This is a genomic window from Paenibacillus sp. 11B (assembly GCF_030487755.1).
In the GTDB taxonomy this organism is placed as follows: Bacteria; Bacillota; Bacilli; order Paenibacillales; family Paenibacillaceae; genus Paenibacillus; species Paenibacillus vandeheii.
On the sequence record NZ_JAUKNS010000004.1, the window covers coordinates 931,646 to 953,983 of the forward strand.

The window sequence follows — 22,338 nt, forward strand, 5'->3', positions numbered from 1 at the left end:
GCCTTGTCCTCCTATTTATGTTGGATAATACGCTTGTTCAGCTCCTCCAGCTTGGCAGCTAGGGTTCGGCAGATTTCCTCCAGCGGCCCAGGCTGGCAAAGGTCCTTGTGACGGCAAGCGATATCATGACGCTCTAACTGGCCTCCGATGTACGCATTCCACATCTCCGGTTCAATCGGGTCGAACCAATCAGGAATAATGGTGGAACGGAAGAAGATCAGATCGCCCTCGAATCGGGATGGCGTGTAGGCCCCCAAGATCCGTACGGAATTTTCATAGGTCCTCCGCAGCTTCATGATCGTCTCTTCATCCAGACTCGCCAGCGCACTGCCCTCACTGCGCAGTATGCGCATAGCTGTTGCCATATCCAGCGGACCATCCCCAATACTGTCCGGATCATAACCACCCAGTGCAAGCAGTGCGGTTAATGCTTCTTCCTCATCCGGCTCTCCACGAATCGGCAGATAATGACTCGGATACGCATCCAGCATGGCGAGAAACTCTACTTCCTCGCCTTCGGATTGCAGCTGCACTGCCATAGCCTGTGCAACGTTGCCACCAAGAGACCAGCCCAGCAGACGGTAAGGTCCTTCAGGCTGTACCAAGCGGATATGACGGATGTAATCTGCCGTCATATCTTCCAGTGTGGCTGGAAGCTCCTCAACCTCGGCAATGCCTCTGGCCTGTAATCCATAGAGCGGATAATCCATGCCCAGATGTTTCATCAGACCGGCATAACACCAGCTAAGCCCTCCTGCTGGATGAACACAGAATATAGGCAGATGCTCCCCATGTGTTCTGAGCGGCAATAACACCTGAAGCGAGTTTTTCCCGGAATCCGAATCCATCTCCAATCGCTCCGCCAGTCCCGCTACAGTTGCTGTCTCGAACAAAATGCCAATGCCCGGCTCCCGGCCCATAGCCTCACGGATGCGACTCATCAGGCGCACAGCGAGCAGCGAATGCCCACCCAGTTCGAAGAAACTGTCGTCGATGTTCACACTCCGCATCCCCAATACTTCGGCAAACAAATCACAGAGGATCTCCTCCTGCGGGCTGCGAGGCGCTCGGCCACCTGTCGTTAATTGCATCTCCGGTGTAGGAAGTGCCTTGCGATCCAGCTTGCCATTAGGTGTTAGTGGCAGAATCTCCATCACCACAACCGCAGATGGAACCATATAATCCGGAAGGCTGGCCGACGCATGACGACGCAAAGCAGCTGATTCTGGTACCATTCCAGTATCCGAAGCCGGAACGATATATGCTACAAGGCGCTTATCCCCCGGCTGGTCCTCACGGACAATTACAGCAGCCTGAGCCACGCTTGAATGCCTTGCTAGCACTGCTTCAATCTCGCCAAGCTCAATACGGAATCCTCGTATTTTCACCTGCTGATCCGCCCGGCCTAAATAATCGAGCGAGCCATCATGCAGACGCTTCGCCAAATCTCCTGTCCGGTACATACGAGTGCCTGTCGGGCCATATGGATCAGCAACGAACCGCTCAGCTGTAAGATCAGGCCGATTCCAATAACCACGGGCCAACCCCGCTCCGGCTACATACATCTCTCCGGTTACTCCTGTCGGTACTGGCTTCAGGTGATCATCCAGAACGTATACCCGAAGATCCGGTATGGCGCACCCAATCCAACTGCTCGCTCCTTCCGTAGAACTGCCAGCATGCAGTTCCTGGTAGCTGACATGAACCGTCGTCTCGGTGATGCCATACATATTGATGAGTTTTGGCGCATCATCAGCATGGCGTTCATACCAGTCATCCAAACGGCCAAGCTCCAGAGCTTCTCCTCCAAAAATCACATAACGGAGTGCAAGCTGCTGCCCCCATGACGGATTTTCACGATCAGCCTGCATAAGTTGGTAGAACGCGGATGGCGTCTGGTTCAATACAGTTACCTTTTGCTCAGCGAGCAATTGCAGAAACGCTCCCGGTGAACGGCTGATCTCATGAGGAACAACAACCAGCCGTCCTCCATGCAGCAGTGGTCCCCAGATTTCCCAGACCGAGAAATCAAAAGCATAGGAATGGAACAAGGTCCACACATCACTCGCGTCAAAATGGAACCAGTGCTGCGTAGCATCCAACAAACGGATGACATTAGCATTCGGAATAACAACCCCTTTGGGCTTGCCTGTCGAACCCGAGGTATAGATCATGTAAGCCGGACTCAGAGCTGTTACACGTCCATTGCGTTCACTATCCGCAGGGTTTCGATCATCCATCATCCCCAATTGCTGCAGGGTATGCGGATCGTCCAAATTAACACACTGAATTTCCGCTACCTGCGGAAGCAAGGCGTATACCTCTGTACTCGTTACCATCACTTTCGGTGCTGCGTCTGTCAGCATATGTGTCAATCGGTCTGCCGGATAATTGGGGTCCAGCGGCAGATAGGCAGCTCCTGCTTTTAGCACAGCGAGAATACCTACAACCATCTCTACAGAGCGAGGCAAGGCTAGCGCTACCATTTGTTCCGGTCGCACACCTTGGGCAATCAGTAATCTGGCAAGCTGATTGGCTCTTGCATTCAGTTCCCTGTAATTCAAAGTGATATCCTCGTAGGTCAAGGCAGTCACTTCCGGATGAGCTGCCGCTTGTATTTCAAAGCGCTCCGCTATTGTTAAATGCGCATCTTCACTTAGCTTAAAGGACCATTCTTGTTCAAGCTGCGCCTGCTCTGTCGGAGTCACGACATGGAATCTGCTGATCGGTTCATCCATCTGCTGCACAGCATCCTCGAGCACCTGCATCAATCGGACCACGAGTTCGCCTGCAGTAGATTCACGGAAGAGGTCCGCACTATATTCCAGCACCCCTTCAATTCCGCCTGGAGATCCGTTATGCTCACGCTGCTCTGTCAGCTCAAGCGTCAGATCAAATTTGGATGAACCCACACCATGCATGCGGGGTTCCGCCGTAACACCCGGCAGATCAAGACGAATATCCGGTGTATTTTGCAGCACAAGCATCACTTGGAAGAGTGGATGTTTGGAACGGGATCGAGGCGGATTCAACACTTCAACCAATCGTTCAAAGGGCAGATCCTGATGTTCATATGCAGCCAGATCGACCTCCCGCACACGGGCCAGCAGTTCGCGGAATGTTGGATCACCTGAAGTGTCGGTACGCAGCACAAGGGTGTTAATGAACATGCCCACGACTTCATCTAACGCATCATCACTCCGTCCGGCAATCGGCGTTCCGATCGCGATATCCGTTCCTGCTCCCATTCGGGTAAGCAGCAAGGACAGTGCCGAGTGCAGCACCATGAACAGGCTGACTTTATTCTCACGTGCGGTTACCATCAATTGCTCATGCAGACGTTGACTGATCGTAAAAGGAACTGACCCGCCGCGGTAACTGGACACGACTGGACGGGCGTAGTCAGTAGGGAACGTAACCTGCTCCGGTAAATGGGTCAGCTGGTTAGTCCAGAATTCCATCTGTCTGGCAATCAGACTGTCCTGCTGCCTCTCATCCCCCAGCAATCTCTCCTGCCATACCGCATAGTCCGCATATTGAATCCGAAGCGGCTCCCAAGCAGGAGCAGAACCCTGTAGGCGTGCCGTATAAGCCTCCGACAGATCGCGGATGAGCGGCGACAATGACCATCCATCCCCGGCAATATGATGGAGCAGCAATAACAGCACATGCTCATCCATGCTGGTTCTGAACAACTCGGCACGGATGCCCGGTTCAGTGGAGAGCTGGAAGCTGTAGCGTGAAGCTTCTGTCAGAAGCTCGGGAAGCTCCTGCTCGGCAGCAGCGGTTACATTCAATTTCACTTTGATGTCAGCGGCATTCAGAATATGCTGGCTCGCAGAGCCCATTTCAGGCGGATACAGCGTTCGTAATGTTTCATGACGGTCTACAATATCCTGCAGGGCGTTCTCCAGTGCATCCGCATCCAGCTTCCCGGCCAACCGGGCAACCAGCGGAATATTATACGTCGGATTGGCGCCTTCCAGACAATACATGAACCACAATCTCCGCTGGGCAAAGGAAAGCGGAAGCTCATCCTGACGTGGAACAGGCTGAATAACAGGTCTCACCGATTTCGCCTGATCCAATCGTTTGGCCAGTCCTGCTGCCGTTGGAGCTTCAAATACACTGCCAATGGTCAGATCTGTACCAAACACATCACGGATACGTGCTGTAATTCGCCCGGCCAGCAGGGAGTGTCCACCCAGTTCAAAGAAATCATCGTCAATGCCCACGCGACCAACACCCAGAATCTCAGCGAACAGACTGCACAGAATTTCCTCCTGTGGTGTGCGCGCCTCCCGTCCATTGGCATTTGACATCAAAGTAGGCACCGGAAGCCGTTTGCGATCGATCTTTTTATTCGGTGTCAGCGGCATCTCGGGCAGCAGCATGAATGCAGAAGGCACCATGTAATCCGGCAATGCATCAGCCACGAATGCTCTTAGTTCTGCCAGATCCATACGATTCTCCTGTTCAGACTCAGCCACTACATACGCTGCCAGTCGCTGGTTTCCCGGTTGATCTTCTCGAGCCATGACCGTGACCTGAGCTACACCAGGATATCTGGAGATTACTGATTCAATTTCACCCAGTTCAATCCGGAAGCCTCTAATTTTGATCTGGTGATCTGCACGACCCAAATAATCGATGGAACCATCCGGCAGCCATTTCGCCAAATCCCCTGTACGGTACATCCGACTGCCTGGCTGACCGAAAGGATTGGCTACAAAGCGTTCTGCGGTCAGATCAGGTCTGCCCAGATACCCGCGCGCAAGCCCCTCGCCTGCGATGTACAATTCCCCTGCTACACCCGGAGGGACTGGCTTCAGGCCTTGATCCAGCACATATAGCTGCGTGTTGCGAACCGGCCCACCAATCGACGGTTTCCCCGTCGCCCCTGTCTCCAGTGATGCAGCCGTGGAATAGATGGTCGTCTCGGTCGGACCGTACTGGTTATTGACGTGACACCCCAGCTCCTGCAAAGAAAGCTTCAGTTCCTCCGTCAGTGCCTCTCCTCCAGTAATCACGGTTAGTCCATCGAATTGGCCCGGGCGGCTCGTCACCAAGGACTGCCATAACGTAGGCGTAGCCTGCATGATGGTTGTCCCCTGCTCCCTCATCTTCGCAGCCAGGGCTGCCGGATCAAGAATGGTCTCTTTACGTGCAATATCCAGCCTCGCACCCGTCGTGAGTGGCAGGAATACTTCCAGTACGGATATGTCAAAAGCAATCGTGGTCACCGACAGCCAGTGATCCTGTGGACCAACTTGTAATCTCGTCTTCATATCCTCAAGCAGATTTGCCAGCCCCAAATGGGTTACGGCTACACCTTTGGGTTTACCCGTGGAACCTGAGGTGTAGATAATATATGAAGGATTGAGCAGAGAAGCTTCACTTGTAAGGTCATCAGCTTCGGGATTACTTCCAGGCTGGCGGCTCACTGACATAGCCGTACTCGATTCATCCATTACCATAATCGGCACACTGTTCATGGTCGGCAGATTGGAAGCCTGGTTCATCACCGTCACTACACAAGCAGGCTTGGCATCCTCCAACATGTAAATCAGGCGCTCCTCGGGATAGTCAGGGTCAAGTGGCAGATAGGCGGCCCCCGTTTTGTGGATAGCCACAATCGCAATGATCACTTCCAGTGAACGTGGCAGAGCGATGGCTATCATCTGTTCCGGCCCTGCCTGATATCGTTGTATCAATTCATGAGCCAACTGATTCGCCCGTTCATTCAGCTCCGCATACGTCAGGGATTCCCCTTCGAATGTCAGTGCCGTTGCTGAAGGGGTGCGGCGGACCTGCTGTTCAAACAGTGCTGCCGAATTGCTGCCGCCCGTCACCTCTCCTTTTCCATTCCATGTAACCAACACTCGCTCACGTTCGGCAGGGAGCAGCACTTCAAGATTTCCAACCGTTTCCGTCTCCATCCCTTCCTGCATCACCTGGTTTAGAAGCTGCATATAACGCAACTGATGGTTCAGCAGTTCGGAATCACTGTAGATGGACGGATTAGCATCAAAATCAATACTCAACCCATGACCATGCCCCTGGTCCACGACATGAATGGACAGATCGTCCACCGGACCAGTGGACAGGTTGTGAATCATGCCGCTCTGCCCCGCAAAGTTCAATTCATGGTGGAATGGCATCACATTAATCATGGGTCCGAACAGTCGACGATTCTCTCCAAGCAGCTTGAGATCACGCCGCAGATCTTGATGCCGATAACGCTGATGCTTGCGTACCGCCCGAATCTCCTGCACAACCTGTTTCAGCAGCTCTGACACGTTCATAGCCGACTCCACGTGGAGACGCAGGGGAAGCACGTTCATGACCATACCCGGAACCCGCAGGGATGTTGATCCCAAACGGCACATCACGGGCAGAGCCAGCACAACATCGGTCGCTCCTGTCATCCGGTGTACGTAGATGGCAGTTGCCGCTATGAACAGATCCGGCCAGGTCACACCGAACCTTGCCGCTGCCGCCTGCATTTGCTCGCGCTGCGGCTGTGTAAGCAGACCGCTCTGTCTCAGGAAGTAGGTAGATGTTCGCGGCGCCCGTTCCCCCAGACTGACAACATCCGGTTCATCGGCATATCGATCCATCCAAAACTGGCGATCCTGCTCTTTGTCTACTGAGGGATGATAAGCCTCGTCTTCCTGAAGTACGGCCGTCAACGAGCCGAACGACGCTGCTTGCTGTGCTTGATCTGCTGCTTCTCCTCTTATACTTGCGGAGTATAGGCTGGCTACCCTGCGGGTAATCAGCGAAACGCCATATCCATCAATCGCAATATGATGAATACGCTGGTACCAGTAATAACACTCATGGCTCACCTGGAACAATGCCTCCGTGAAAAGTGGGCCTGTCGCCAGGTTGACGGGATGGGCCAGATCCCTTTTCATCCAAGCCAGTGCTGCTGCATGGGGCTCCGCTTCCTTGCTCACGTCGAGGACATGGAATGCCCAATGATCATTTTTGCTGTTCACAGACTGCCACGGACCTTGGTCATTTTCGCCATAAACCATATTCAGCGATTCTGCTTCCGAAACGGTCTGTCGCACACTCTCTTCGAATCGTCTGGCGTCTACGTTGCCCTGAATGACCACATACTCGGCGGTATTGTACATCGGATTGTCCGGATTCAACTGCTGAGCGAACCAGATACCGGACTGGGCAGAAGACAGGGGCCAAGCCGTGTTCCGACTATGCGACGTATGCACGACCCCGCTCAAAAGTAGTCTCCGTTCGGGAGCACTTTCGTATAGGCCTTATCCAGCAACGCTGCCCATGCAGCCAATGTAGGCAGCTCCGCCAGATCCACAAAAGTTACCCCCGCTCCTTCCACACGAAAGCGCTCAGCCAGACTCATAATACGAATGGAATCCATTCCCCAGTTCTGAATCAGGTCATCATGCTCCCCAATATTCGCAGGCAGCTCCTGCAGCATCTCTCCGACCTGATTTCTCAATGCTTCCAGCGTCACTTGGTTCACGCCATCACGACCATTCTGGGGCTTCTCGGTTGCGGATGCCTTTTGCTGCTCAGTCTCTGAAACAGCCACATGAGCGGGTGTAGCAGTGGATTGTTCACCTTGCTCACCTGCCTCGGACGTTACTGCTCCTCCAATTCCGCTTGTGGCAGAAGCATTTAGCGATTCAAGCAGACGCCCGGTTGTCAGTGTCACCGCGCACCGTTCTGATGCATACGTCAGAGCCATGCGATGTTTTTCCGCCGAAAAATCGGCCACTGCATCCGCAACCAGAAACGCCTGAATATCTCTCATAAAGGCTTCGCAAGAGGTCATCAGGCATCCGATATGAGCATAAATGCCGCAGACGATCAATTGATCGCGACCATGCTGCTGCATCAGTTCAAACAATTCTGTCTTTTGGAAGGCGCTGTATCGCCATTTGGTCATGAAGGTATCTTGCGGAGCGGGTGTGAGTGCTTCAATGATTTCTTTTTGCACAGGTCCTCCATCAATCCCCTCACCCCAAAAATCCAGCTGTAGTCCGCGCTGCTCCGGTGTCTGTCCACCCGGTTGTGCGGAGTAGACCACCGGAATGCCAAGCTCATGACACTTCGAACGAAGTTGTGAAATATGATCGATCAGCTCCACCACAGGGGAATGCCCTGCCGTAAAAGCGTTCATAAAATATTGCTGCATATCGTGAATCAGGAGTACCGAGCGCTTCGTATCCGGCGTCCACGTTACCTTGTTGACGGGAAGCTCCGACTCTACAGGCATTGCATAGGGTTGAATCTTTGGAAGTGCCATGAATATCCCTCTTTTCAGCTTTATTTATTACAATCATGTTCATCGTTGTGCTGCAATGTTATCTATAAGAAATCACGATCAGGATATGGGCTCTTTAGTTGTAATCATCTCGCGCAGCGCTTTTTTGCTGACCTTGCCAACTTGAGTTTTGGGAAAAGACTGTACAAACTCAATCCGATCCGGTATTTTATAGCTCGCCAGGCCCCGATTACGCAGAAAAGATTTGACTTCGGCAGCTGACGGAGCTTCACCGCTCGGCACGATAAATGCACAGGAACGCTCACCCAGATATTCATCCGGCATGGATACTAACGCGGCATCATGTACGGCAGGATGGGCCAGCAAATGATTTTCCACTTCCTCGGCAGCCACTTTGTCACCACCGCGGTTAATCTGATCCTTCGCCCGTCCTTCCACAACGAGGTATCCATCCGCCGTAAGACTCGCAATATCTCCGGTACGATAGAAACCGTCCGTGGTAAACGATCTGGCGTTATGCTCTTCGGCCTTGTAATAACCACGAATCGTGTAAGGACCTCGCGTCAGTAAATGTCCCGATTGCCCCTGTTCCACCTCAACATCCTCGTCATCCACGATTCGCACTTCGTCATACGGAGACATCGGCTTGCCCTGAGTGTTAACAATGACATCCAACGGATCATCCAGACGGGTGTAATTCACCAGACCCTCCGCCATGCCGAACACCTGCTGCAAGGTACAGCCCAGGACGGGTTGGACACGTGCAGCCACCTCGGCACTGAATTTGGCTCCGCCAACTTGAAGTACCTTAAGTGATGGAAGGTTAACACCCCGGGTAGCCGCCGCGTTCAACCAGATGAGCGCAAGCGGTGGTACAAGAGCCGTGATGGTCACCTGATGGCGCAGAATGAGCGGAAAGGCTTCATCCGGGCTTGATCCTCGTGACAGTACAATTGCTCCGCCCGCATACAACGTACCCAGAAAGCCTGGTGAGCTCATCGGATAGTTATGTGCTATAGGCAGTACCGCCAGATAGACACTCTCCGGGCTGAGCCCGCAGACCTCCACACTTCTCCGCAAACTGTAGATGTAGTCATCATGGGTGCGGGGAATCATTTTGGACAGCCCGGTACTTCCACCAGACAACTGTAGAAAAGCAACGTCGGAAGAAACCGGCTCATCCGGCAGTTTAATCGGGTCTGCATAGACATCTTCCAGAGCCGTGAACCGCCCCGCTTCTCCCGCCACGAATACTTGCTGAAGTCCGGGAACTTCTGCCTGGACCTCTTCTGCCAGCGTACGGTAATCAAATCCGCCATCCTGATCAGGTATTACATAAGCTACGGCCTCAGAGAACCGGGCAAAATACGTGATTTCGCTCTTCCGGTGCAAGGGTAATGCGTATACAGGCAGTGCACCGATGCGGAATAAAGCAAAACATACCTCGATAAACGCCGTGATATTGGGCAGCTGGATAATCACCCGATCATGCTGCCGTATTCCCTTGGCATATAAACCGGCGGCCAGACGATCCACCCGGTCGTTCAGCTCCGCATAGGTTAATTGCTGTTCTCCGCTGATAATGGCTACCCGATTGCCATATAGATCAGCACGCTGGCGGAGCATTTCTCCAAACGTAATTCCTTCCCAACAGCCCTCCTGACGATATCGGTCGGCAACTTCCTCAGGCCAGGCCTGAAATCCTGACAGCATCACTCATTCCTCCTTCATACTGGACACAGTTGAATCCAAACCCATGGCGAGCAGCATTGTTCTGAACTTCGCTGAGGTCTCTGCTAGCTCCGCTTCTGCTGTAGAACCTGCTACAATCCCCGCTCCAGCAAACAGTTTAAGTATTTTGCCCTCCACTTCCGCACATCGGATCGTTACAGCCCACTCGCCGTCACCGTCACTGTCACACCAGCCCACCATACCAGTGAATAATCCCCGTTCGAATGGCTCCTGTTCCCTAATGGCTCCCCGAGCCGCCTGTACAGGCGTTCCACATATTGCTGGTGTAGGATGAAGAGCAAACGCAACTTCCAGTGATGATGTGTTTACATCAGCAAGCTCCCCATGAATTTCCGTAGATAAGTGCCACATGGTCCGTGTCTGGATTAAGGAAGGTTCTACCGGGACTGATAGCTGCTTGCACAGCGGACGCAGTGCCTCTGCCACAGCCTCGATGACTACGGCATGTTCATGGCGATCTTTGGCTGAAGCCAGCAGCGCTTCTGCACGGCGGCGGTCCTCCGCAGGATCCTCACTCCGGGCAGCAGACCCGGCAAGTGGATTGGCTCTCACTTTGGATCCTTTTCGTGTAACCAGTAATTCGGGACTTGCTCCGATATATGTCCGATGGGTTTCTTTTCCGGCCTCAATACTAGTGCGTTTATCCGTTGTTATGTTAACTTTCGATTGAGAGAGCTTCGTCATCGGAACAGCAAATGTATATCCGTGTGTGTTATCCCTGAACAAATTACGGAGTAATTGATGTGTGTCTACAAAGCTCTGTGAAGTCACATGCAGTGTACGGGATAACACAACTTTGTGGAGAATGCCTTGATTCAGGTTAACCAAAACGTTGTTTACGCTTTGTTGATATACTGCTCCGGCAGGCACTTCACACACCTCACAACCCACTGCGGCCGGGTGCTTCTCCACCAATGCCCTCGAATCCGGAGATAAAGGTTCAGCCCATTGTACCGTTTCTGGTACGAATAGCTCCGCAGAAGAATGAATGGGATCAAATGGAATGGCGCCGACCACAATCGGTTTCGTTTGGCCCAAGGCTCTTGCCTTCTCCATCAGCTGTTCCATCCGTTTAATAAAAAGCTGCGTTTCTTCATTACGCTTTTGTTCGGTAACACTTACCGCGCCCGTGGAATCCCGTGTATTCGCCTCCGATACCTCCACGGCAGACCATCGAATCTGTTCCCCTTGAGCTAACAGGGTATGTTGCGGTGAAGACCAGAAAAAGGACGTCCCCTCCCGATATTGTTCCAGAAGGTGTAAGGCGGAAGTTGCAGCAACCGTACCCGCTTTTGACATGATTATCATCTCCTTATCTTGATTCAGGCACCTAACGTGGCGCCTCCGTCCACACACAAGTTATGCATCGTAATATGTCTGGCCTGATCCGATACCAAAAAAAGCACACTATCCGCGATATCCGACGGCAACGCCAGTCTGTTCAGAGGAATGCCCAAACGGTATGCCTGTGGGGAACCCGCGATAACTGCCTCTGCTCCCTGTTCATCCGCCCACAATGCACGCTGCATATCCGTATCCGTGGAACCTGGAGATACGATATTACAGCGGATATGGTCTGAGGCGTATTCAAGCGCCAGACATTTGGTGAACATGGTTGAAGCTGCTTTGGAGGCTACGTAGGCGGACATGTGCATCCGGGGCACACCTGAAGCGTTAGAACCTACAGTAACGATCGCTCCCGATTGACGTTCGGCCATGTTTCGTACCACAGCACGTGACATGTAAAATACACCATGCGTATTCACGTCAAAAGTCCTTGTCCATTCTTCATCACGGAGTTCACTCACTGCTCCCGTGTACAGTACACCCGCTGCATTCACCAGAATGCCAATGGGACCTAATGTCTCCTCAATACGCTGCACTGCATCTTCGACGGATTGATGATTGGATATATCAACAGGACAGGCTGCTGCCTGATGTCCCTGATTTCGCAGTTCCGTGACCAACTGGTCCAACTGATCTTCACGTATATCAACAGCAGCAACAATAGCCCCCTGCTGGGCAAGCAATCTCGTCACGGCTTCACCGATCCCTTGCGCAGCACCGGTGACCACGGCCACTTTTCCATGAATTCCTGTGTAACTCACTCCTGTTCCTCCCTTGCATTACTGCTCCCTCCCCTGTTGGAGAGATATGTTATCCTGCTGAACCCAATTGGATTATCCGTGAATTTGTAACATTTCTATCCATCTGTCTCTCGCCCAATCTCCCCAGACCCCTGATTGAAATTGCTGTCGGCTCTTTCCTCCTACGACTCCGGGCTGCAGGCAAACCGCATCGTCCGACTAATCAGAAACGGCAGTACCGATACATGGTTTTCTTCTTCGAACTCGGTATATTTAATATCAAGACCCGGCTTCTTCAGCGCGGATAACCGTTCTGTAAGACTCGAAGCCTTATCATTGTTGCGCGCAGGATGCGTCTTCTCCTGTTCACCCATACCAATCCACACCTTGACGTTCACGGGATGCTGCTCCAACTTTGCGACAAATTCCTGTTCCTCTGCCTGCATGACGGTCTGATTCCAGTGAAGTGACGGGCTGCCCGCAATGTAATAGCGGAAGGCTTCCGGTTTTTTGAAAAGCGTGTGCAGCACGAACAATCCACCAAGAGAATGTCCAAAAATGGCCTGTCTGTTCCGATCGATCCGGAACTGCTGTTCCATATCCGGCTTCAGTTCTTCTTCAATAAACTGCAAGAACTCATCCGCCCCACCCTGTTCCGGTAAAGGTGTTCCATCCGACTTCTGGGTATATTCCGTTGTGGCCTGCGGGGTAAAGTCATAATATCGGTGCGGTGAAAAAGGGCCCGACGTTGGATAGCCAATGCCAACAACAATGGCCGGAAGTGCTCCGGTCTTCTCCGGTCTGCGGCCCTGTACACGAACGGCTTCCACCATCGTTCCAAACACAGAGTTGGCATCCAGCAGATAGATCACCGGATATCCCGAAGGCGGTGGCGCTTCTGCCGGTTGGAACACCATAATCTGATAGGCATGATTGCCGTTGCGTGATTTCATGGTCCACTGTTCGGCACGTGGAATCTGTACGGTACTGCGTGCGATATGTTCAAGGGTACGAGATGCGGGTTGATTGGGCTGAAACGTCATTACGGATGGTTCCTCCTCGTTGTTCTGCGTATATAAGTTGAATACTGAACTACACATACACTCCGCCGTCAGAATAACCTTCCAATCGCTGTTATCTCCAGATTTCCTCTATCCCCTCTTATAAAGGGAGAAATCCAGAGATAAAGGCGAACGCTTCGCTTCTCCAGGTTTTTTCTGACTTCTCCGTTTCTGTGTAGTTCATAAACTCAACTTATACTGTTATGTTTAATAATATTATTGAAATGTTTGAGATTGATTCTCATTACCAATTATAGAAGAGTCGATCCGGCTGTCCCATGGACGATATCCAGAAATGTTTTTGATTATCTCCATATTTCCACATTTCTGTAACTGACTTGGTTACCCGTGAAATTAAAAATAAAAAAAACTCCCTCACGGAGCACCTGAAACGCTGGAATTTGTCCGGTTTCTGGTACTCCGCGGGGAGCTACAGTTCTCATATTACGATCAATACATATGGATGAATTTCCTCAATTATTGCGTTAACGCCTTCAGCGTATCGTCAATGACATGACCATAAGCAATCAATCCACCGCCCAGCCACGGAGCTGGCTCCACGGCGTACACATGTCCAGCTTTAACTGCAGGCATGCTATTCCATACTTTGGTATCCGTCATTTCCTTCATGCTCCCTGGACCCTGTTCCACGGTGAAAATAAAGTCGGCATCAATCTCAGGCAGTACCTCGGTAGATACCGTTGCGCTGTTCTCCGTTTGCACCAGTGCGGGCTTGCCAAGTCCCAATTGCTGATAAACCACATAACCGCTGAAATAGTTACCGCCCATCATGCTGATCCCCCGAGGAGCAAAACGAATAATGGCTGCTTTCTTGCCCTCGGTCACTTTTGCGAGCTTGGCTTTCGCGTCATCTACCTTTGCATGGTACGTCTCGATGGCTTTTTCAGCCTCAGCCGTTTTGCCCAGCAAATCGCCGATTACCTGCAAAGACTTCTCTACATCACCCGAAGCATTCGTAAATACGTAGGTTGGTGCAATTTTGGAATAACTCTCATATACACCGTTCTCGGCATATTGGGCCGTGTGTAAAATAATGAAATCCGGATTATACGCCATCAGCGCTTCTGGAGAAGGCAGCCCACTGGAGAAATCGAGGGTTGGTATGCCGCTCAGTTGATCCTGGAGATAAACATGCCCTTGCGTTCCGCTTGCCCATTGGGCTACCGGCTTGACACCCAGTGTCAACAGAGAGTCTTCCAGATACGGTGCAAAGACACGCTCTGCATGCTCAGGAACGATGACATCATGTCCCAGATCGTCTTTTACCGTTCGTTCACCTGTGGTTTCTACCTGTGCCTCTTCTGCCACAGACGTTCCAGATGATGCTGTGGTCGATGACTCCGTCGTTGCCTGCTCTTTCTGTGCTTCTCCCGCATTTTCTGATGCGGAGCCACAGGCAGACAGCAGACCCGTAATCAATATCAGTACGAGCATGGCCGAGATACCGGCGCTACGAAATGGACGAACGGAACAGAGTCCGTTATCTTTTTTCTGTTTAAACATGACATATCCCCCTTGATAAACATTCTCATTTAGATAGATGGATTATATGTCATGTAGCCCGGGAATCACCATGGACGTTATCCAGATATACATTTGGACAATATCCCGTGAAAATCAGCAAAGCTTCATCCAGCATGCGCATCACACCTACGGCAGAGTAATCAAACCAGGGATCACCTGTAATCAGATGGATCTGATATTGCCTTACTGCCTTAAGCTGACGCCATACGGGTGAATGCTGCAGACTGAGCCAGTATGCTCGCGAAGCGGCCTCAGGGCACACCATAACGAGAATTCGATCCGGATTTAGGGTAGCCAATTGTTCCAACGTTAACGGTGTATTGGTCTGAACATCGGGGTAGGTTTCCAGTTGTAAACCATTATTGTACAAGACCTCTTCAATGCCCGGATTCCGATACAGATAAAGGTGCTGACCATACACCCGGACAACGATGACCTTCTCCCTGCCCACCTTCTGCTGCACGGAATTCCGTGCCTTCTCAACTCGCTGATTGTATACACTAATCCACTGCTCTGCCTGTTCTTCCCGCTCCAAAAAAGCAGCGATCATACGTAACTGCGCACGCCAATCCAAGTGATACTTCGGTACAAAACAACAAGGTGCAATCTCGGCCAGCTTGGCCTGATCCTGATCACTGATCTGATCCGTACCCACAACAGCGTCCGGCCGGATATGAATCAGTCTTTCCACGTTGGCTTCAAATCTCAAACTGGTATACGGGTCTGTCAGTCTCAAGTGTGACTGAATCTCGGTACGGTGCGCGTTATAATAATAAGCGGTCCATTTGGGATCGATCGGCGCAGCGACAGGCATGACATTAAGCGCCAGTAGCTGTCCAATGATGCTGGAGGAGCAGGTGGCGATGCGTTTTCTTGCATTTTTGGCATAATCCGAAGGAGATACGCCCACTTCCTTTTTAAATTTGCGGCTAAAATAATACTCATCGCTATAGCCTACTCTCAGCGCGATTTCACGAAGTTTGTACCCTGTTTCTTTCAGATATCGTTTGGCACGATTGATGCGAAGATCAGTCAGATATTCCATTGCACTCTGTCCGTAGGTTTTCTTGAACAGATCCACGAAATATTTCGCACTGATATTGGCTTTGTGGGCGAGATCCGCAATAGACAATGGTTCATCATAGTGCTCGTCCATATATCCTTTTACCTTGGCAAGATCCGTCTTGGGACTGCGGCCGGTAACGGGCAAGTACGCAGAGGTCTGCGAATCATTTTCCAGTAACATAAGGCCACTCCTTTCGATCTGCTTGATCGGTTTGATATGAAATGTACAGTGCAATAAAGCTGGCACCATATTAACTTAACGAAAATGATAATCATTATCAATTAAAATATCACATTCTTTTCCTTTCAGTCAATCCATATATGGAAGAAAGTGCACAGTTCGGTGTTAAGACTTTCCCAATAAACGTCGAAAAAGCTAACTGCGTGTTTGAGCACGAGTTAGCTTTTGATGACGAATTGCATGATTAGATTTGAAAAGGTTTGAAAAGGTTTGAAGCGAATTAATCCCGGCTCCGCAGCTTGCTGAGCAGACGAATAATTTCAATATACAGCCATACCAGCGTAACCATTAATCCAAATGCACCGTACCACTCCATATATTTCGGAGCACCGTTGTCGGCACCAGTTTCAATAAAATCAAAATCAAGTACCAGATTCAGAGCCGCCACAATAACGATGACAACAGAAATACCGATGCCGATCAGACTGTTATCATGCAGATAGGGAACGGTTATTCCGAAGAAACCAAGCACGAAACTGAGGAGATACATGATCATGATGCCTCCGGTTGCGGCCACAACCCCCAGCTTGAAGTTCTCCGTAGCTTTGATCAGTCTTGTCTTGTATGCCATCAACAGAGCAATAAAGACCGCCATGGTCAGCAAAGCTGCCTGCAGCGTGATACCATTATACAAATACTCATACGAGGCCGAGAGTGCACCCAGGAACATCCCTTCTGCCACCGCATAGATTGGCACAAGGTAAGGCGCGGCCACAGGTTTAAATGAGATAATCAGAGCCAGAATGAATCCGGCAATGGCCCCTCCGATTGCAAGAGGAAGCACTTCCTGCCCATTGAAAAACATCATCCAGGATGCAAATGCACTGCCCAGCAGGATCACCAGCGTAATAAACGCCTTGTTTACCGTGCCGTTAATCGTCATGCTACTCTGATAGCGATCATCTCCATATCCTCTGGAGTCTTCAAACGTACTATCTTTGAGTGTGGGGTTACCGCTACGACCGATCACAACAATCACCTCTTCTATGTATTTGTTCATCCTGTAATACCATCTCTACGTTCTACATTGACAATTCTACGAATTACATCTCAGAAAAATTCTAAATCTTTCAAGCAGACCTGGGATGCAATCCGCAGATCACATCCTTGTCTGTTGACGCAAGGTATAGGCTATATGGCCCAAACTTTACGGAGTATGCTTCACATTTTATTTCGGCGAATTCCATCCATTGATTTCAAATCTTAACGCTCTTGGGGTGTATTCGAGATACTTATTTGTACAGTACTTTATCTACATTGTATTTCGCACGCATCGTGTTGATGATATAGGTCTCGTAAATTTCGCGATCCACCGGATCTTCAATAACGCATACTTCGATGGTGGTCACTTCCTCACGATGTGCCTTCATTGGTGATACGGTATCTTCAAAATGTTTTTTGATACGCGGTCTTAACTTTCGTGCTTTCCCGACAAATAACAACTCACCAGCGGCATTGTAAAACATGAAAATACCACCTTTTTCCCGCGTGATCAGGTGGAAATCGGTGAATCCATAAATGTGGCTAAGCTGTGGATCAGCCTGCTTCGTGATGGTGACATCTGGTGTTGGCACAGTAATATTAATCAATAGGCTCACTTCCTCATTATCTATAGGTTTACATCCTATCATATATTATAAAGGGAAACCATTTCATTAATAAGAAGCAAGATTCAAGCTTTTTTCAACTATTACGACAAATATTTCAAAAAAAAGGTTAACTTCCCTGATTCAAAGTGGTACTATAGGGGTATGAGGAAGAATTTGGGCACTAAGACATATGTCTTTATATCTACTTCAGTCTATTGTACCCTATGATTGATCATCTTTTTCATACTGAATTCTGTTACGCGCGCATGACAAGAGTACAGTTAGCAAGAACCTAGCCTTATAGAATTTTGATTCATCATCTATTCGACCCTTGCAGCAAGCAAACGTAGAAAGAGCCTAGTTTTACGAAGACAGTATAGAATTGGATTCACCTAGAAAGCATGCAATTATAGCCGTACGAGAGTAAATAGACACACGTAGAAGGACAGGTAGCTATCGATCCTAGAGAGACTAGTCAAGCAACGCCAACCTAGAAAGTTATTGCAGCAGCACTATACAAGATGGATCACGTTTCACCCCAGCCCGGCATGTTGCCAGGGCTTTTTTACATTTGCGCGCAAACAGTCAACCACACCCGCGGGGAAACAGAGGTATCGTGGTTCTTTCTGCTGGGGTTATAATATGGCAAGATAGCAAATAAGGGAGTGATGGGATGTATTCCGATCTGCAATTGACGGAGGACCGCCCTGTATATATACAAGTCAAAGATTATATGAAGCGATTGATGCTCAAAGGCGGCCTGCAAGCCAAACAAAAACTTCCTTCCACTCGCGAACTCAGTACACTCATGAAAGTAAGCCGAAGCACGATTCTGCTGGCCTATGCTGAACTTGAGGAGGAGGGCCTGATTTATGCGGTCAAAGGCAAAGGCAATTACGTTAGCTCCACCATTGGTGCACCTGAGTCTACATCCGGGTGGCATCTGGACTGGAATGAACGCGTCAGCGACTACGCAATCCAGGCTGAGCAGTATGATCTGATGAAGCATGGCTCCGGTTCGGAGCGCGGTGAGATTTCTTTTACCAGCATCGCGCCGGATGAGAAGCTGTTCGACATGCAAAACGTTAAAAGAGCCTTCCTCGACCGGATGTCGCTTGAAGGCGAAGTGCTGCTGAATTACGGATATGCGAAAGGCTATAGGCCTCTTATGAAGTATTTGTTGCGTTATATGGAAAATAAGGGTGTCGATCTGAGCGGCAAAGATATTCTGATTACCAATGGATTTACGGAAGGCTTCGATCTGGTATTGGGCGCATTGCGCAAAAAAAGCGGTAGAGCCTTATGTGAAAACCCGACACATCATACAGCCGTCAAAAATTTGAGGCTTCATCAATTCCACCTGACCGGTGTAGATATGGAGCCAGATGGTCTGGATCTGAAGCAGCTGGAACGGGAACTTGCAGTAACCCCATATGATCTGGCCTATCTCGTACCTTCTTATCATAATCCAACCGGGATCGTCACGTCCCCTGCCAAACGGACAGAGATCATTCGGTTGATGAACCAGTACCAGGTGCCGATTATTGAAGACGGTTTTAACGAGGAATTGCGGTATTCCGGTTCCCACGTCTCTCCACTGATTGCCAGTGTGGGCAAAGGGAACGGACTCGTGTATCTGGGTAGCTTCTCCAAGGTACTGTTTCCGGGACTGCGGGTAGGCTGGATCATTGCGGATGCGGCACTGATTGATTATCTGGAAAGCATGAAACGGGCGCGCAGCATTCATACCTCGACGCTGGATCAGTCCCTGCTCTATCAATATCTGAGCAACGGCAATTTCGAGAAATATTTGAAGCGGGCCCGTACGGAGTACAAGCGAAAATATGAGCTGGTCGTCCGCTCTTTGCGGCAGTATCTGCCGATGTGCCGGGTTTCCGGTGAAGGCGGACTTCACCTGTTCGTACAATTCCCACCGGAATACCATACGAGGGAGCTGCTGGCGGCTTGCAAGCTAAAAGGCGTTACCTTCATGCCCGGGGATACCTTTTATCTTGAACCGGGCCAGGGACATAACACGATGCGTTTGGGCTTCTCCCGGGTCAGCGATGAGAACATCCGCAAAGGCATTCGCATCATTGGCGAGACGGTTGCTCAAATGAAATGAGGAGGATTACACATGAAAGTTGGCGTGATTATGGGTGGCACATCTTCGGAGCGGGATGTTTCCCTGCTCACCGGACAGGAGATGATCAACCATCTGGATAGACAGAAGTATGAGGTTATTCCGGTGGAGATCAACAGTAAACGAGATCTCATCGAGAAAGCTGCAGGATTGGATGTGGCACTGCTCGCTCTGCACGGCAAATACGGCGAGGATGGCACGATTCAGGGTACGTTAGAGTCGCTTGGCGTCCCTTATACAGGCTGTGGTGTACTCGCGAGCAGTGTTTGCATGGACAAAGATATGTCCAAACGGCTCATCCAGCATGCGGGTGTACCTACCGGCGAGTGGCTTCAGGTAAGCAGTCTGGATGAATTGTCATCAACCGCTGTGCAGCAGTTAACGTATCCCGTTGTGGTAAAGCCCAATTCAGGCGGTTCCAGCATCGGTACACAAGTGGTGCAGGAGCCCTCGGCTCTTCAGGCGGCTGTAGAAGCGGCACTCGTCTGGGACGAAGTCGTCATGATCGAGCAATATATTGAGGGTGAGGAGATTACCTGCGCCGTCCTGGATGGTCAGATGCTTCCTGTTATTTCGATTCGTTCAAATGCCGATTTTTTTGATTACACCTCCAAATATAATGACGGCGGCGCTGAGGAGCAGGTCGTCCATTTGCCTGCCGATTTGCACAAACGTGTAGAAGCGGCGGCACTAACCTGTTACCGGGTGTTAAAATGCAGTGTCTATGCCCGTGTGGACATGATGATTCGGGATGGCATGCCCTATGTGCTTGAGGTGAACACGCTGCCGGGTCTTACCCGAAATAGCCTGCTGCCCAAAAGTGCAGCCGCTGCTGGTATCTCCTTTGCCGGTTTGCTGGATTCCATCATTGATCTCTCGTTAAAAGAACGCCAAAAGGAGGCCACACGCTCATGAACCTAAATGTAACGATTCGTAACAGTTCCCATGAAGATCTGCAGGATATGGTCATTCTTATGGATCAACTCGGTTACCCAACCACGTATGCCGAGATGAAGGAGCGCTATTCACACATCGCTGCGGATTCAAACTTTGCAACGTTGGTTGCCGAAGTCCGTGGCCGTGTCGTTGGATTAATAGGACTGCAAACATCTTACCTATATGAAAAAAACGGAAGACACTGCCGCATCATGGCCTTGATCGTACATGACCAGTTCAGAGGCTCCGGCATAGGCCGTCAGCTGATTGAAGCAGCGGAGCAGTGGGCTGCCACTCATGGTGTGGATTCCTTGTCCCTAAACAGCGGCAATCGACCAGATCGTGAAGCTGCACATGAATTCTACCAACAGATGGGCTTTACCGCGGGAAGTACCGGGTTTAGCAAAAAGCCTCAGGCTTTGCAGCACAACTGACTCTGATCGCATCATGACGGATTTCGGATGGAATTCGCCCTTCTTTATAAAGTAACAACAAAAAAGCCCATTTCCAGCACAAAGGCCGGAAACGGGCTTTTCATATTACTATGCGAGTAATTCAGCTTTTGGCTTTCATGGACTCATAAGCAGCAAGCAATTCTTCTACAGCCACTCCATTGATTCTCATCCCTGCTACCTCGCACTGTTCCAACTGTACGCCAGAAAGATCGCAGTTATTGAAACGACTACCTTTGAGGTCACATTGTTCCCAACGCATGGGTATTCTGTCTGGGCCGAGATGTGTATCCTCAAAATGAACGCCGTCCAAAGCACAGAACTCAATCTTGCTATCCGTCAAACGCAAGTCAGCCAATAATATGTGAGTCATATTCAGATTGGTTAATTTGCCTCCACTCAGGTTGCAATCAGTCATTCGGATATTCTGAAGATTGCTGGTGCTGAAGCGGACTGAATTCAGATTAGCTTGGTAAAATTCATTAACCGACTCACCCTTAACGGTGGATAACTCTTCGGATGGGAGCTGGACTTTAGACTCTGTTGTTATGATTTTCTCATATCCATATTCATCTTCAGACGCATAGAGACAGACATAACCCATTTTCTCATAAAAATGATGGTTATCCCGTTGTCTTCCCGAGGTCTCCAGCTTCCATATCCCAATCTCCGGGAATTCGGCCTCAACAAGCCGGATGACCTGTGATCCTATGCCCCGCCCCTGCCAGATGGGGTCAATAAAGATTTTATCCAGCCTCACATGCTTACTCCCCAACACATTTACACTGACTCCACCAATGGCGCAACCATCACATTCTATAACGTAATAATCCCATTCGCGGATCACGTAACTGTGCATGCGAACAGAAGAATAGCCGGGTGGACAAATATTGCTGTCCAGATCTTCCACTCCCTTAGCCCAGACTTGAATCGCATGATCGAAGGCTCGGGTGCATATCCCTGCCAGCATAACCGCATCTTCTTGTTGAGCACGCCGTAATTGGATGTTTAATTGAGTTTCCATATGTAACACCTCTGAGGATTTATTTGGGATGACACGACAAAAAGGAGCACCTCCAATTAGAGGCACTCCTCGATTCGTTTCATCATTTCAGAAACGCCGAAGCTCCTCGTAATGGGTCAAAAAGAACACACGTATCCCGTTAATGGTCTAACGGAATTTTTTCGGTGT

General features: G+C 50.2%; 14 protein-coding genes. 3 read left to right on the forward strand and 11 right to left on the reverse strand.

From position 1 onward, the window contains the following. Window positions 1-11: 11 nt before the first annotated feature. The 10 genes from Q0V21_RS21105 to Q0V21_RS21150 all read right to left on the reverse strand — a co-directional run bounded on the left by Q0V21_RS21105 (window position 12) and on the right by Q0V21_RS21150 (window position 17,615). On the reverse strand, window positions 12-7,250 hold the full coding sequence (locus tag Q0V21_RS21105) for an amino acid adenylation domain-containing protein (RefSeq protein ID WP_301880504.1): 7,239 nt from the start codon (window positions 7,248-7,250) through the stop codon (window positions 12-14). Continuing rightward, on the reverse strand, window positions 7,247-8,296 hold the full coding sequence (locus Q0V21_RS21110) for an isochorismatase family protein (protein ID WP_301880505.1): 1,050 nt from the start codon (window positions 8,294-8,296) through the stop codon (window positions 7,247-7,249). Before Q0V21_RS21110 ends, Q0V21_RS21105 begins: the two co-directional genes overlap by 4 nt. Before the next feature lie 78 nt (window positions 8,297-8,374). Further along, the gene (locus tag Q0V21_RS21115; RefSeq protein WP_301880506.1) at window positions 8,375-9,988 is read right to left on the reverse strand and encodes a (2,3-dihydroxybenzoyl)adenylate synthase; all 1,614 of its coding nucleotides are present in this window, start codon (window positions 9,986-9,988) and stop codon (window positions 8,375-8,377) included. Between the two features lie 3 nt (window positions 9,989-9,991). Further along, the gene (dhbC, locus tag Q0V21_RS21120) at window positions 9,992-11,326 is read right to left on the reverse strand and encodes an isochorismate synthase DhbC (protein ID WP_301880507.1); all 1,335 of its coding nucleotides are present in this window, start codon (window positions 11,324-11,326) and stop codon (window positions 9,992-9,994) included. 23 nt (window positions 11,327-11,349) lie between these two features. Then, window positions 11,350-12,135 carry a 2,3-dihydro-2,3-dihydroxybenzoate dehydrogenase gene (locus Q0V21_RS21125; protein ID WP_024629705.1) on the reverse strand — a complete coding sequence of 262 codons (786 nt, stop codon included), beginning with the start codon at window positions 12,133-12,135 and terminating at the stop codon, window positions 11,350-11,352. A gap of 161 nt (window positions 12,136-12,296) precedes the next feature. Then, the gene (locus Q0V21_RS21130) at window positions 12,297-13,157 is read right to left on the reverse strand and encodes an alpha/beta hydrolase (protein WP_301880509.1); all 861 of its coding nucleotides are present in this window, start codon (window positions 13,155-13,157) and stop codon (window positions 12,297-12,299) included. 495 nt (window positions 13,158-13,652) lie between these two features. Beyond that, on the reverse strand, window positions 13,653-14,699 hold the full coding sequence (locus Q0V21_RS21135) for an ABC transporter substrate-binding protein (protein WP_301880512.1): 1,047 nt from the start codon (window positions 14,697-14,699) through the stop codon (window positions 13,653-13,655). Window positions 14,700-14,748: 49 nt separating this feature from the next. Next, complete coding sequence (locus tag Q0V21_RS21140; RefSeq protein ID WP_301880513.1) at window positions 14,749-15,966, reverse strand: ABC transporter substrate-binding protein; 1,218 nt, start codon at window positions 15,964-15,966, stop codon at window positions 14,749-14,751. Between the two features lie 280 nt (window positions 15,967-16,246). Next, a complete protein-coding gene (locus tag Q0V21_RS21145) occupies window positions 16,247-16,996 on the reverse strand; it encodes a Bax inhibitor-1/YccA family protein (protein ID WP_079348495.1) in 750 nt (249 codons plus the stop codon). Window positions 16,997-17,258: 262 nt separating this feature from the next. Next, window positions 17,259-17,615 (reverse strand): nucleotide excision repair endonuclease, encoded by a 357-nt coding sequence (locus tag Q0V21_RS21150; protein ID WP_024629700.1) that lies wholly within the window; start codon window positions 17,613-17,615, stop codon window positions 17,259-17,261. A 673-nt stretch (window positions 17,616-18,288) separates the two neighbouring features. On the opposite strand from Q0V21_RS21150, the gene pdxR reads away from it, so the two are divergent. Genes pdxR through Q0V21_RS21165 form a run of 3 tightly spaced genes read left to right on the forward strand, consistent with a single transcriptional unit; the run spans window position 18,289 to window position 21,128 of the window. Then, window positions 18,289-19,740, forward strand: coding sequence for a MocR-like pyridoxine biosynthesis transcription factor PdxR (gene pdxR, locus Q0V21_RS21155; protein ID WP_301880515.1), 1,452 nt, complete (start codon window positions 18,289-18,291; stop codon window positions 19,738-19,740). A gap of 12 nt (window positions 19,741-19,752) precedes the next feature. Further along, complete coding sequence (locus tag Q0V21_RS21160; RefSeq protein ID WP_301880516.1) at window positions 19,753-20,673, forward strand: D-alanine--D-alanine ligase; 921 nt, start codon at window positions 19,753-19,755, stop codon at window positions 20,671-20,673. Beyond that, window positions 20,670-21,128, forward strand: a complete 459-nt coding sequence (locus Q0V21_RS21165) for a GNAT family N-acetyltransferase (RefSeq protein WP_301880517.1) — start codon at window positions 20,670-20,672, stop codon at window positions 21,126-21,128. Before Q0V21_RS21160 ends, Q0V21_RS21165 begins: the two co-directional genes overlap by 4 nt. 121 nt (window positions 21,129-21,249) lie before the next feature. Here Q0V21_RS21165 and Q0V21_RS21170 read toward each other — a convergent pair whose 3' ends face one another. Next, window positions 21,250-22,170, reverse strand: coding sequence for a GNAT family N-acetyltransferase (locus Q0V21_RS21170; protein WP_301880520.1), 921 nt, complete (start codon window positions 22,168-22,170; stop codon window positions 21,250-21,252). Window positions 22,171-22,338 lie beyond the last annotated feature (168 nt).

Bases quoted from the DNA above. Each gene is read 5' to 3' on its own strand.
- Q0V21_RS21110 (WP_301880505.1), bottom strand. From the start codon at position 8,296: ATGGCACTTCCAAAGATTCAACCCTATGCAATGCCTGTAGAGTCGGAG.
- Q0V21_RS21115 (WP_301880506.1), bottom strand. From the start codon at position 9,988: ATGCTGTCAGGATTTCAGGCCTGGCCTGAGGAAGTTGCCGACCGATAT.
- dhbC (WP_301880507.1), bottom strand. From the start codon at position 11,326: ATGTCAAAAGCGGGTACGGTTGCTGCAACTTCCGCCTTACACCTTCTG.
- Q0V21_RS21130 (WP_301880509.1), bottom strand. From the start codon at position 13,157: ATGACGTTTCAGCCCAATCAACCCGCATCTCGTACCCTTGAACATATC.
- Q0V21_RS21135 (WP_301880512.1), bottom strand. From the start codon at position 14,699: ATGTTTAAACAGAAAAAAGATAACGGACTCTGTTCCGTTCGTCCATTT.
- Q0V21_RS21140 (WP_301880513.1), bottom strand. From the start codon at position 15,966: ATGTTACTGGAAAATGATTCGCAGACCTCTGCGTACTTGCCCGTTACC.
- pdxR (WP_301880515.1), top strand. From the start codon at position 18,289: ATGTATTCCGATCTGCAATTGACGGAGGACCGCCCTGTATATATACAA.
- Q0V21_RS21160 (WP_301880516.1), top strand. From the start codon at position 19,753: ATGAAAGTTGGCGTGATTATGGGTGGCACATCTTCGGAGCGGGATGTT.
- Q0V21_RS21165 (WP_301880517.1), top strand. From the start codon at position 20,670: ATGAACCTAAATGTAACGATTCGTAACAGTTCCCATGAAGATCTGCAG.
- Q0V21_RS21170 (WP_301880520.1), bottom strand. From the start codon at position 22,170: ATGGAAACTCAATTAAACATCCAATTACGGCGTGCTCAACAAGAAGAT.